The sequence below is a fragment of the Guptibacillus hwajinpoensis genome, assembly GCF_020171785.1.
Taxonomy (GTDB): domain Bacteria; phylum Bacillota; class Bacilli; order Bacillales; family Guptibacillaceae; genus Guptibacillus; species Guptibacillus sedimenti.
Window position 1 is genome coordinate 218,961 of sequence record NZ_JAIVAE010000009.1, and the last position, 12,781, is coordinate 231,741.

Below are 12,781 nucleotides of genomic sequence, written 5' to 3' on the forward strand. Positions count from 1 at the left end.
GTTTTTAAATTGACATTACTCATAGGCGCCCTCTCCTTTGCATATTAATGTGATGATCTTATCCTTTCAAAAAGGTAGCAATCTGCCCAGTCATGCATACACTGTACTGAATTTCATTGTACTGATTACAGGAGGGAGTTTTTAGGTTGAAAATACATGTCGTTCAAAAAGGCGATACTTTATGGAAAATCGCTAAAAAATATGGCGTCGATTTTGAACAATTAAAAGCTGTCAATACGCAGCTTAAGAATCCTAATATGATTATGCCAGGTATGAAAGTGAAAGTGCCATCGGGTGGTGTTCCCGTTAAGAAGAAAGAAATGCCGATCAAAGAAATGAAAAAAGAAATGCCGATCAAAGAAATGCCTAAGAAAAAAGAAGCGCCGATGAAGCCAGTAGAAAAGCCGTCTATGACTATGCCAATCAACAATGAGTTAAACATGGGGTTAAATATGAACATGAATATGAATATGATGCCCAAGGAAGAAAAGCCTAAGAAAGTAAAGCCAAAAGAAACAAAGCCTGAAAAGAAAGTGGAAGCGAAAAAAACAGCTGAGAAAAAACCGGTTGAGAAAGCAAAAAAAGTAGCTGAAAAGAAACCAGTTGAAAAAGCCAAAAAAGCAGAAAATTTATTTTATCCAATGAATGATGAAGAAGTGTTAAGTGAATTTGAGTCTTCATCAATGGAAATGCCACCACCTCCAATGAATCAAGGGTATCCTAGTAACGTAGCTGGAACTACAAGTTATGCGAACAAAGAATACAATGGTGGTTATCCTGGCTATCCGACTTCTGTGGGTGGAGCACAAATGGGCGCTAACAATCAGAACGTAGCAGGAGCGTATGAAGGGTATGGAAGTAAAGCAAATTCTGGTGGATATCCTGGAGAAGTAGCTGGAGCTTATGGCTATTCAAATCAAAACGTTGCTGGAGCCTATGGAGGTTTTGGAAATAAGGGGAACGGCTATCCAGGTGCGGTAGCAGGAGCTGAAATGAACGGATATGGTCAAAAAGGAGAAGAGAGCGTAGCAGGGGCTTACCAGCAAAACGGTTATCCAAATCAAAGTGTAGCTGGTGCTAACACTAACATGAACAGCTATGGTATGGGTGAAGAAAGCTCTGATGTTGCAGGAGCAAGCTACGGAAACAAAGCAAATCAAAGCATGCCGGGATACCCTGGTTCAGTCGCTGGCGCGCATATGTATGGTAGCGGTTATCCAAATCAGGACGTAGGAGGAGCGTATGAAGACTACGGCCATAAAGGAAACAATGGCGGCTATCCAGGAAATGTAGCGGGCATGCAAACACAAGGGTTTCCAAATCAGGACGTAGCAGGAGCGTATGAAGGTTATGGCTATAAAGGAAACAATGGCGGCTACCCAGGAAATGTAGCAGGCATGCAAACACCAGGATTTCCAAATCAGGACGTAGCAGGAGCGTATGAAGGTTATGGCTATAAAGGAAACAATGGCGGCTATCCAGGAAATGTAGCAGGCATGCAAACACCAGGATTTCCAAATCAGGACGTAGCAGGGGCGTATGAAGGCTATGGGCATAAAGGAAACAATGGCGGCTATCCTGGATCAGTAGCCGGGGCAGCAATGAATGGTTATGGTATTGCGCCATATGCTCATAAAGGAAATGAAGAATATCCTGAAGCTGTGATGGGTGCTTATGGTTATCCCAATCAAAATTTAGGTGGTATGATGATGCCGCCTGGCTATCCTAACCAGCCAATGGTCTCACCTTATCAGCAACATAACTGTGGATGTGGAGGAAATCAACAAATATCGCCTTATCAACAAATGCCATCATATGCGAACCCTGGATTCGTTCAGGGAGCTAATAAAGCGCCGATGATGGATTATATGGGAATGGAAAGTAGCTATGCCGAATCACGTTAGTAAAATAAATGGGGCTATCCTACAGGGGATACGCCCTTTTTTTCTACAAATGAAGCAGATAAATTCACTCGTTTGGAGGGGGATTTCTTACAATGGCGAGCCTGTTTTTTTAAAAGCAGCAGTAAAGAAAGAAACGATAGAAAAACAAATCGAAATTTCATTTGCTGGTGCTACTTCTTTTGTTCCTTATATTCCTTTCGCAGATGGCGAGTGGATGAAAGAAAGCGGTGGACTGACGTTTGCCTGCATGAAAGCAATAGAAGGGCGAGCGCTTGACTATAGTATTAGAGAAGATCGATTTCTTGCGATGGAAAAAACCAATCATTTTCAAGATGAAGTGCAGGGGATTGTTAGTAAGCACATACCGTATGTCTCTCTTACTCGAAAATGGACGAACCGCTTCATACGGTTTAAGCATAATTTAGAAACTGAGGTACTCTCTCGTGAACAGAAAGAGCTTATTAATTATTTTTTAACGATTGGTGAAAGTGTTCTCTCTGAGATGATGGAAATTGAACAACTCGAACGGTCTAGTTATCGACGCCATTGCATTGTCCACGGCGATCCTGCACATCATAACTTTATCTTTAATTTTGATCAGTTGCTTTTAATTGATGGTGATCTTATTAGTTACGCTCCGCGTGAGTATGATTATTTGCAGTTGATAAATCGAATGCTTCCTCACTGTAACTGGTCGCTAGAGGAATGGGAGAAGTCACATATCTCTTCACTTCGTCATTGCATCGAAGATTCTTCCCTTAGAAGACTTCTTGCTTATCCTGCTGATTTTTACCGTGAATGGTTAATGAATCCAAATGGAAGAAATGAACTATTGGTAAAAACAGAGCAGCAGAAAGAGAAAAGGTCGGCATTCATTCGGCAAGTGCTTTAATAGGTACCATTGTTACCTAGAACTAACAGATTAAAAACATCAGCCTCCTCACATTCTAAAGGTGAAAGGAGGTTTTAAATTTGAGGAAAACAATTCTAACGCTTTCTACGATGATGTTTGCAGGTGGATTAATCGGGTGTACAGCCGATAATGAGGCGATGGATACACGTTATAATGATTCCACACGTCCAATTGGATATTACACAAGCGAAGATAATAACGGTGATTATCGCGAAGGTGCCGTTACAGACATGATTGATCGTGATTATGAACACGGTGTAAAAGCGCCAGATGAAAAGCAAATTGATAAACGTAATGGAATGAACGGGCCAGGATACATGCGTACCGATGATAATTATTCAGGTTATGACAACGAACTGTCTACTCGACTTGCAAAGAGAATCAACAAGCTTAAAAATGTGGATGATTCTCGTGTAATTGTATACGGTGATCAGATCATGATTGGCGTTGATACAAACGACAAAAATGATGCAGATGTAAAGGATAGCGTTCGTAGTGAGGTCGCAAAAGTAACGAAGCAGAAAAATGTTTCGATCTCAACAGACGAAGATGTTTTTGGTCGCATGGGCGACGTGAATAACCGTCTTGCAGATGGAAATGGCTTTGAAGAGGTTCAAGCTGATGTGAATGGGATTTTAGATGACATAGGCAATGCTGCAAAGCGTCCTTTTGAGAACAACAAGTAACCAAAATAGCGAGTGGGCAGAAGCCTGCTCGCCTACATATGCAGAACACTTTTCGGTCGAGTAACTCCTATGTTACGGTTAAAGAAATCACTCTATTTGAAGGGAGTAGTTCGTACCGATGGCTGGACATTCCAAATGGAAAAATATTCAGCGTAGAAAAAACGCACAGGATGCGAAACGTGGGAAAGTATTTATGAAGTTAGCGAAGGAAATTTTTGTTGCTGCTAAGCAAGGGGGAAGCGATCCGGAAACAAATCCTTCTTTAAGACTTGCGATTGATAAGGCGAAATCATCAAATATGCCGAACGATAACATTGATCGTGCGATAAAGAAAGCCACTGGTGATTTAAATGGCGTACAGTACGAAAATGTAATATATGAAGGCTATGGATCAGGTGGCGCAGCGCTCATGGTTCAATTGCTCACGGATAATAAAAATCGTGCTGCGGCCGATGTACGACATGCTTTCAGTAAAAATAATGGAAACATGGGCGAAAATGGTTGTGTATCCTTTTTATTTAATCGCAAAGGTTTACTGATCATTGACCGCTCTGAAGGCGAAGTTGATGGAGAAGAATTATTGCTTCAGGTGATTGAAGCTGGTGCAGAAGAAATGGAAACAACGGAGGAAGCGTATGAGATTTATACGGATCCACAGGAGTTTCAGCAGGTTAAGCATCAGCTAGAAGCAGACGGCTTAACATTCTCATCTGCTGAAGTCACGATGATTCCAGAAACGTATGCCCCTCTAGAGGATGAAGATGGTATGAACATGGTGAAGCTCATTGAACAGCTTGAAGATAATGATGACGTGCAAGAAGTTTATCATAATGCAGAAATAAATGATGAGGTGTATGAGCAACTTTAAGCTACAGATTTTCTGTAGCTTTTTTTGATGAATAGAGAGAGAAAAGTTGGAAACGCTAACGGCATGAACTTATTGAATATGGAAGAAAGGTGTTGGAGATATATGAAAAACCTTTATCCACTCATTCTGTTAGGTTTTCTTCTAGTTTTTGGTGGAACATCTGCCGAAGCTCTTGAGCCTAATAACGGTTTAGCAACGGTAACGACAGAGTCTCTACAAGAAGAAGGGCCGATAGTCATCGAAGTAGAACTACGAACGAATTATGCTGATGGTGTGACAACAAAACAATCCGTATATGAAACGATTTGGGCAATGGAGGATTTTTGGAGTCAATATGCAGACTGGCAACTTGTGGATCAGGAAGAAGGAAAAATGGTTTTTGAACGGAATTTTGAAGATATTTCACCTGCAAGTAAACAAAATGGTCATTTTGGTTTAACGGAGGATGGTGTTCTTACTATTTTTGATGGTGACCCTGCCGATGAGAAAGTGATTCAAACATTCTTCCAAATTGATGTAGGTAAGCTTGAAAGTCAAAGGCGAGAACAACTTATGAATGGTATACCTGTAGAGTCATGGTATCAGTTTGAAGATGTGATTCAATCTTTTTCGAAAATCAAAAGCGAACCTGTCCAATAGGACGGGTTTTTGCGTTTAATTTAAGCTTCCTTCCGCTTTTCATGAGATCCACCTGCAGTGGGCAGACCCTCGGTCACTTCAAACTATAACGAGAGCACCAAAAGCGTCTCAATCTCATGGGCTCCAACATCCTGCGGATTTAAACGGGCCCGCTCCGCTTTTCGTGTCTAGCTGCGACTCGCAGAAACTGCGATATTTCACTCTTTCACAAGAACACAAAAAACGTGTTCTCGTTCAAGAGCTCCAATATCTCCGTTTCTAAACGCTCGTCTCCGCTTTTTGTGTCTAGCTACACGGGCCAAATCCTCCGGCTGTTTCGCCCTTTCGATTGAGACAAAAAGCGTCTCATTCGAAAGGTCTCCAACATTCTGCGGATTTAAACGGGCCCGCTCCGCTTTTCGTGTCTAGCTGCGACTCGCAGAAACTGCGATATTTCACTCTTTCACAAGAACACAAAAACCGTGTTCTCGTTCAAGAGCTCCAATATCTCCGTTTCTAAACGCTCGTCTCCGCTTTTCGTTTTTTTATGGTAGAATGGAGAGATAGAAATACATGTTCGTATGTACAGGGGAGAGAGTAGCTTTGATTGAATATATTAAAGGCACGGTTGAATATATTGATACAGAATACATTGTGGTGGAGTCCAATTCGATTGGCTATAAAATCTACTGTGGCAATCCGTTTGAGTTTCAGAAATATCGAAATCAATCGATTCAAATTTTTACGCATCATTATGTGAGAGAAGATCTTATTGCTCTTTATGGTTTCCCAACTCGAGAAGAGCGTCTTTTGTTTGAGAAACTGTTAAATGTATCAGGGATTGGTCCTAAAGGAGCGGTTGCTATTTTAGCGACTGGCGAACCGGACAAGGTAGTTAGTGCCATCGAGATGGAAGATGAAAAATTTTTAACGAAGTTTCCTGGAGTTGGAAAGAAAACAGCTCGTCAAATTATCCTTGATTTAAAAGGAAAGCTGAAAGGTTTTGGAGCTCCAATCGAAGGGTTATTTGCAGTTGACGAGGTGCAAGAAGAAGGCGCTCATGAACTTGATGAAGCGATAGAAGCATTGAAAGCACTTGGCTATGCAGACCGAGAAATTAAGAAGGTTAAACCAAAACTGTTAGAAGAAACGCTAACAACCGATCAGTATATTAAGAAAGCCCTTCAGCTTATGCTGAAGCAATAAGGAGGGAGTAACGTGGAAGATCGCATTCTATCTGGAGAACAAGTCGGTGACGACTCATCCGTAGAATATAGCCTCCGTCCTCAGCGATTAGCTCAGTATATTGGACAAGAAAAAGTAAAGCGAAATCTTGAAGTGTTTATTGAAGCGGCAAAAATGCGTGAAGAGCCTCTGGATCATGTTTTGTTATATGGTCCTCCAGGCCTCGGTAAAACGACCCTTTCCGCTATCATTGCTAATGAGATGGAAGTGAATTTGCGTACAACATCAGGTCCTGCCATCGAACGACCAGGTGATTTAGCAGCTATTTTAACGGCCCTTGAACCTGGAGATGTTTTATTTATTGATGAAATTCATCGTCTTCCAAGAAGCGTAGAAGAAGTGCTTTATCCCGCAATGGAAGATTATTGCCTGGATATTGTGATTGGAAAGGGTGAAACGGCCAGGTCCGTTCGACTGGATCTCCCACCGTTTACACTTGTGGGTGCGACGACAAGAGCAGGGTTATTAACGGCCCCTTTACGAGACAGGTTTGGTGTCTTAAGCAGACTTGAATATTACCTAGAAGATGAATTACGAACGATTATCATGAGAACAGCTGATATTTTTAATGTAGAAATGGATCAGAATGCCGCTGTAGAACTAGCGCGTCGCTCTCGCGGAACACCGCGAATCGCTAATCGTTTGTTAAAGAGAGTAAGAGATTTCGCTCAAGTAAAAGGCGATGGAGTTATCTCGTCAACGCTTGCTGCACAAGCGCTAGAGATGATGCAGGTGGATCCGCTCGGACTCGATCATATTGACCACAAACTTCTGTTAGCGATTATTGAAAAGTTTCGTGGTGGACCTGTTGGCGTTGATACGATTGCCGCCACCATTGGAGAAGAAAGTCATACGATTGAAGATGTGTATGAGCCTTATCTTCTTCAAATTGGGTTTCTACAGCGCACGCCACGTGGACGAATGGTGACGCATCATGTATACGAACACTTTGGTATGGAGGTTCCTAAATAAAGATGGGCATTTCAAAGCTATTTATCGTTTTAGGTATCGCTTTTTTAGCTATTGGTGTATTGTGGTCCTTTGTCGGTAAGTTACCTGGTGATCTGGTAATTAAAAGAGGAAACACAACATTCTTTTTTCCTATCGTTACTTCTATCATCGTTAGTATTGTCCTGTCACTACTTTTTTTTATTATAGGTAAGTTCAGATAAGGGGGAGCTTTCCAACCGTCAGTTACAAGCTGGGGGAAGGAGATCTGCCCCTTAAGGGTGCGCGGATCGGTAGTGCTGTGGTAAAATCAATAAAGTTGAACATTTTTTAGAAATAGTGGTGAAAAAAATGAACGTAAATGATTTTGATTTTGAGCTTCCAGAAAGATTAATCGCGCAAACCCCGTTAAAAGAGCGGACAAAATCGCGATTGATGGTTTTAGACCCATTAGAGCAAAAGCTTCAGCATAGAGAGTTCTCCAATTTGGATGAATACATCAATCCTGGCGATTGTCTTGTTTTGAATGATACGCGGGTGATGCCGGCAAGACTATACGGTTCAAAAGAGGAAACTGGTGCCAAGATTGAAGTTCTCTTGCTTAAGCAAATGGAAGAGGATAAATGGGAAACGTTAGTTAAACCAGCCAAGCGAGTGAAGCCAGGCACTGTGATTTCATTTGGTGACGGACGTCTTACAGCTGTATGTAAAGAGTCACTTGAACATGGTGGACGAGTATTAGAGTTCAAGTATGAAGGGGTTTTCTATGAAATCCTTGATCAACTTGGTGAAATGCCACTTCCTCCTTATATTACAGAAACGCTTGATGACCAAGATCGTTATCAAACCGTTTTTGCAAAGCATAGAGGGTCTGCTGCAGCGCCAACTGCAGGACTGCATTTTACAGAAGAAATGCTTCAACGTCTTGAAGACAAAGGCGTTCATATCGCTTTTATCACGCTACATGTTGGGCTAGGTACATTCCGACCAGTTTCTGTCGATAATATTCTTGAACATGAAATGCATGGAGAATTTTATCAGCTTACGAAAGGAACAGCGGACCTTTTGAATCGAGTTCGTGAAGATGGAGGTCGAATCGTTTCAGTTGGCACAACTTCGACAAGAACGCTTGAGACGGTGGCTTCAGCCCATGACGGCCGTTTTGAAGAATCATCAGGTTGGACTGATATCTTTATTTACCCTGGTTATACGTTTAAAGCAATCGATGGACTGATTACTAACTTTCACCTGCCTCAGTCAACATTGATCATGCTCGTAAGCGCCCTTGCGGGAAGAGATTTTGTGCTTTCTGCTTATCGTACTGCTGTTGAAGAGGAATACCGATTCTTCAGTTTTGGTGATGCAATGTTGATTTTGGAAGGGAGTACGAAAGAATGACGGAACCAATCCGCTATGAATTAATTAAAACATGTAAACAAAGTGGTGCGCGTCTTGGGAAGCTTCACACTCCCCATGGAACGTTTGAAACCCCAATGTTTATGCCAGTTGGAACACTTGCAACTGTTAAAACAATGAGTCCTGAAGAATTGAAAGAAATGGGTGCAGGGGTTATTTTGAGTAACACCTATCATCTTTGGCTTCGCCCAGGACACGATATTGTAAAAGAAGCGGGCGGTCTTCATAAATTTATGAACTGGGATCAGCCTATCCTAACCGATTCTGGCGGATTCCAGGTATTTAGCTTAAGTGACCTCAGACAAATCGAGGAAAAAGGTGTTCACTTCCGAAATCATATGAGTGGTGAGAAGCTTTTTCTTTCTCCTGAAGGCGCAATGGAAATTCAAAATGCACTAGGTTCTGATATTATGATGGCATTTGATGAATGCCCTCCATATCCAGCAGAATTTGAGTATATGAAGAGTTCTGTAGAGCGGACTAGTCGGTGGGCAGAACGTTGTTTAACGGCTCATGAACGGAAAGATATCCAAGGGTTGTTCGGTATTGTACAGGGAGGCGAGTACGAAGATTTAAGGAAACAAAGTGCTGAGGATCTTGTTTCACTCGATTTTCCAGGTTATGCAATTGGCGGTCTTTCTGTTGGCGAACCAAAAGATGTGATGAATCGCGTGTTAGATTTTACAACACCTCATCTTCCAACTCACAAACCGCGTTATTTAATGGGAGTAGGTTCACCTGACTCTCTTATTGATGGTGCAATTAGAGGAGTGGATATGTTTGATTGTGTTCTTCCAACGCGGATTGCTCGTAACGGTACGCTTATGACAAGTAACGGTCGTCTTGTTGTTCGAAACGCGAAATATGCACGAGATTTCCGTCCGCTTGATGAAAATTGTGATTGTCACGTTTGCCGGAATTATACGAGAGCTTACATTCGTCATCTTGTAAAATCAAATGAAACTTATGGCTTTCGCTTAACGACTTACCATAACCTTTATTTTCTGTTAAACTTGATGAAGCAAGTTAGACAGGCGATTATGGATGACCGTCTTCTAGACTTTAAGGCTGAGTTTTTTGAACAGTATGGGTTTAATAAACCAAATGCAAAAAACTTTTAATCCATAGATTGTGTAACTGCTGGAAAGGGGTGAAAAGAGTATGAGTTCTACGTTAATGAATTTAGTCCCGCTTCTATTAATGTTCGCGATTTTCTATTTCCTTTTGATTCGCCCGCAACAGAAGCGTCAAAAGAAAACGAGAGAAATGCAAGCTAGCCTAGAAAAAGGGAATAAAGTTGTAACCATCGGTGGAATGCATGGAATTATTGATGCAATGGACGAAGGGACAATTACAATCCGCACTACAGACGGTACAAAAATGGTGTTTGACCGAGCGGCAATCCGCGAATCAATCACTGAAAATAGCAAGTAATTGAGAAGAGCGTCCTCTAGGGAGGGCGCTCTTTTTTACTAGGCTTCTCGATGCTTGCCACCTTTAACATTCACCCCAATAATTCCTCCAAGAATGCAAATGAGACCGTAACCAGCATGATAAAGTAGCTGCTCGAGGTTCATGTTTACGCGATATCCCAAGTATTGAATGAGGAAAAGAAGCATGATATACATACAAGCTGTTCCTCCGCCAAGTAGCCAACCGCGTTCCCCCCCTTTGCCTCCAGAAATAAAGCCTCCAATAAAAAAGGCAATCACAGTCGCTACAATAATGAGTGGACTAATTCCTTTTTCAGAAACCGAAGAGAAGCGAAGAATTAATGAAAATAGGACGCTAGTCGCAAGCACAATAACAATAATCGCAAGTAAGCCAGACCCCATACTTGAGAATGCGTGTTTAGATCTCATTTTCCTCCCCCTTAAACAAGATAGTTTGTACATTCTATTCGACGACTGAGTAATTAGAAGTCTATTCATGAATTCGGACAGCCCGTCATACGATGTTAGAAACGGGACAGGGAAGGGGCAGTATGGATTGGACATAATCATTGCACTCACCATATTTGTTCTTGCTTATATAGGCATTATTACCGAAAAAATCAATCGTGCTATCGTCGCATGTGGCGGCGGGCTGCTTATGTTGCTGACAGGGATTACAACCACTGATTCAGCTTTTATGAACCACGTTGATTGGAATACGATCGCCCTCTTGTTTTCTATGATGATACTGGTTTCCATTACAAGTCAAAATGGATTATTTGAATATATCGCGATTAAGCTTGCCCAACAGGTGCAGGGGAAGCCTTTGCCACTCCTCGCTGTTATAGGTACTTTAACTGCAGTTGGATCTGCCCTTTTAGATAACGTTACAACGGTTCTTCTACTTGTCCCGATAACGCTGACGTTAACGAAAATTTTAAACATCACAAGCATGCCCTTTTTAGTAACGGTAATCTTATCATCCAATATTGGAGGAACGGCAACATTGATCGGTGATCCACCTAACATTATGATTGGTCAGGCAGTTGACCATCTTGAATTTAATGATTTTATTTATAACTTAGCTCCGATTGTTGTGGTCATTTATGCTGTTATCATGACAGGTCTTTTGTTTTTTTATCGGAAAGGATTAATTGTAGATGATACGTATCGACAGTCATTGTTAAAAATTGATGCGTCTCAGTATTTGAAAAAAGGACCTTTGCTCTATAAGTCTTCAGCCGTATTACTGATGACAATTACTGGTTTTCTCTTGCACCCTGTCTTACATACTGAATTAACGAATATTGCGATGGCGGGGGCAGTTCTTTTACTATTGATTACTCAAAAAGAGCATAAGGTGGAAGAAGTTTTTGAATCGATTGAATGGGTGACGTTATTTTTCTTTATGGGTCTTTTTATCCTTATTGGTGGATTAGAGGAAGTAGGCATTATTGATGAAGTTGCCAGGACGATTCTTTTATATACTGAAGGTGATTTGCCTAAGACCTCCCTTATTATTCTGTGGGGAGCAGGTATTCTCTCTGCCTTTTTAGATAACATTCCATTTGTTGCAGCCATGATCCCGGTGATTTCAGAATTCTCTGGGTATGGAATGACGAACCTTGATCCGTTGTGGTGGTCGCTTGCCTTAGGTTCATGTCTTGGTGGGAATGGAACGTTAATTGGAGCTTCTGCTAATGTAGTGGTGGCTGGTCTTGCGTTAAAAGACAACCAAGAAGTAAGGTTCATTGCTTTTCTCAAAATTGGATTACCGGTCGTCTTCATCTCGCTTGTTATTAGTACAGTCTACATTTATTTTAGATATTTACTTCCCTATTACTAGGGAAGTTTTTTTATTTTCTACTATACAATATTTCCAATACATTCCCTCATGTAGAAACAAAACGTGGTTAAACTAAACAAAAGAAGCTTGAAAGGAGGGATCAGGGATGGAATATATGACCATTATCCTTAGAACGATTGTTTTATATTTTGTGATTATTTTCGTTTTTAGAGTGATGGGAAAGCGGGAAATTGGTCAGCTAAGTATTCTTGATTTTGTCGTTTCTATTATGATTGCAGAGCTTGCCGTCATGTCAATTGAAGATCCACAGACACCGATGCTTAATACGATTGTTCCAATGGTTGTGCTTGTATTAATACAAATACTTATGGCTTTTGTTTCACTTAAAAGTGAGAAAGTACGGGAGATCGTGGACGGAAAGCCTTCCGTGTTAATTGATCGGGGTAAAATCGATGAAACGGAAATGAGAAAACAGCGATATAACTTTGATGATTTGCTGGTTCAATTGCGAGAGAATAACATTGCATCTGTTTCAGATGTTGAGTTCGCGATCCTTGAACCCTCAGGCAAGCTGTCGGTCATCAAAAAAGAGGAGGATAATAAACAAGAAGATGCTGCAACATTAATGCCTCTCCCCCTTATTCTAGATGGAAAAGTTCAGGAGGAACATCTTGAGCGAATTGGAAAAACAGCGCTATGGCTTAGGCAAGAGCTTAGAAAAGTTGGGCATAAAGATATAAAGCAGATTTCATTTTGTTCCCTCCATAAAAATGGAAGTTTTTTTATTGATTTGAAGAATGAAAAAAAGTAACCGTGACGGTTACTCAGCTTGTAGAGGAACCCTTGGTTCCTCTACAAGCTTTTTTAATGGTTTTGATTTTCCTGTTAGTTGAAATGGTGTTTTGAAGTATATAAGATGAAAAAAACTCTCCTTCACCTAGCT

Annotated in this window: 14 protein-coding genes; 13 read left to right on the forward strand and 1 reads right to left on the reverse strand. The window is 41.1% G+C overall.

Going from position 1 to position 12,781, the window contains the following annotated elements; all coding sequences use genetic code 11:
* Positions 1 to 146: 146 nt before the first annotated feature.
* From safA to yajC, 11 genes are all read left to right on the forward strand, one after another.
* On the forward strand, positions 147 to 1,904 hold the full coding sequence (gene safA, locus LCL91_RS22340) for a SafA/ExsA family spore coat assembly protein (protein ID WP_425589685.1): 1,758 nt from the start codon (positions 147 to 149) through the stop codon (positions 1,902 to 1,904).
* Complete coding sequence (locus LCL91_RS14865) at positions 1,888 to 2,796, forward strand: hypothetical protein (protein WP_224883491.1); 909 nt, start codon at positions 1,888 to 1,890, stop codon at positions 2,794 to 2,796. Before safA ends, LCL91_RS14865 begins: the two co-directional genes overlap by 17 nt.
* Before the next feature lie 80 nt (positions 2,797 to 2,876).
* Positions 2,877 to 3,503 carry a YhcN/YlaJ family sporulation lipoprotein gene (locus LCL91_RS14870; RefSeq protein WP_224883492.1) on the forward strand — a complete coding sequence of 209 codons (627 nt, stop codon included), beginning with the start codon at positions 2,877 to 2,879 and terminating at the stop codon, positions 3,501 to 3,503.
* A 118-nt stretch (positions 3,504 to 3,621) separates the two neighbouring features.
* Entirely contained in the window at positions 3,622 to 4,371 is a 750-nt protein-coding gene (locus LCL91_RS14875) for a YebC/PmpR family DNA-binding transcriptional regulator (protein WP_224883493.1), read from the forward strand.
* A 102-nt stretch (positions 4,372 to 4,473) separates the two neighbouring features.
* Positions 4,474 to 5,010, forward strand: a complete 537-nt coding sequence (locus tag LCL91_RS14880; protein WP_224883494.1) for a BofC C-terminal domain-containing protein — start codon at positions 4,474 to 4,476, stop codon at positions 5,008 to 5,010.
* 582 nt (positions 5,011 to 5,592) lie between these two features.
* Entirely contained in the window at positions 5,593 to 6,195 is a 603-nt protein-coding gene (ruvA, locus tag LCL91_RS14885; protein ID WP_224883495.1) for a Holliday junction branch migration protein RuvA, read from the forward strand.
* A gap of 12 nt (positions 6,196 to 6,207) precedes the next feature.
* Positions 6,208 to 7,206 carry a Holliday junction branch migration DNA helicase RuvB gene (gene ruvB / locus LCL91_RS14890; protein WP_224883496.1) on the forward strand — a complete coding sequence of 333 codons (999 nt, stop codon included), beginning with the start codon at positions 6,208 to 6,210 and terminating at the stop codon, positions 7,204 to 7,206.
* A 2-nt stretch (positions 7,207 to 7,208) separates the two neighbouring features.
* A complete protein-coding gene (locus tag LCL91_RS14895) occupies positions 7,209 to 7,406 on the forward strand; it encodes a DUF2905 domain-containing protein (RefSeq protein WP_224883497.1) in 198 nt (65 codons plus the stop codon).
* Between the two features lie 127 nt (positions 7,407 to 7,533).
* Positions 7,534 to 8,580, forward strand: a complete 1,047-nt coding sequence (queA, locus tag LCL91_RS14900) for a tRNA preQ1(34) S-adenosylmethionine ribosyltransferase-isomerase QueA (RefSeq protein WP_224883498.1) — start codon at positions 7,534 to 7,536, stop codon at positions 8,578 to 8,580.
* Complete coding sequence (tgt, locus tag LCL91_RS14905) at positions 8,577 to 9,719, forward strand: tRNA guanosine(34) transglycosylase Tgt (RefSeq protein ID WP_224883501.1); 1,143 nt, start codon at positions 8,577 to 8,579, stop codon at positions 9,717 to 9,719. The genes queA and tgt overlap by 4 nt, the downstream gene beginning before the upstream one ends.
* Positions 9,720 to 9,759: 40 nt before the next feature.
* Positions 9,760 to 10,032 (forward strand): preprotein translocase subunit YajC, encoded by a 273-nt coding sequence (gene yajC, locus LCL91_RS14910; RefSeq protein ID WP_159783435.1) that lies wholly within the window; start codon positions 9,760 to 9,762, stop codon positions 10,030 to 10,032.
* Between the two features lie 38 nt (positions 10,033 to 10,070).
* On the opposite strand, the gene LCL91_RS14915 is transcribed toward yajC, so the two are convergent.
* Entirely contained in the window at positions 10,071 to 10,460 is a 390-nt protein-coding gene (locus LCL91_RS14915; RefSeq protein ID WP_179886254.1) for a TIGR04086 family membrane protein, read from the reverse strand.
* A gap of 127 nt (positions 10,461 to 10,587) precedes the next feature.
* On the opposite strand from LCL91_RS14915, the gene LCL91_RS14920 reads away from it, so the two are divergent.
* Together LCL91_RS14920 and LCL91_RS14925 are read left to right on the forward strand one after the other, a co-directional pair.
* Positions 10,588 to 11,877: an ArsB/NhaD family transporter gene (locus LCL91_RS14920; RefSeq protein WP_224883503.1), complete on the forward strand. Its 1,290-nt coding sequence runs from the start codon at positions 10,588 to 10,590 to the stop codon at positions 11,875 to 11,877.
* A 106-nt stretch (positions 11,878 to 11,983) separates the two neighbouring features.
* Positions 11,984 to 12,649: a YetF domain-containing protein gene (locus LCL91_RS14925; RefSeq protein ID WP_224883505.1), complete on the forward strand. Its 666-nt coding sequence runs from the start codon at positions 11,984 to 11,986 to the stop codon at positions 12,647 to 12,649.
* Positions 12,650 to 12,781 lie beyond the last annotated feature (132 nt).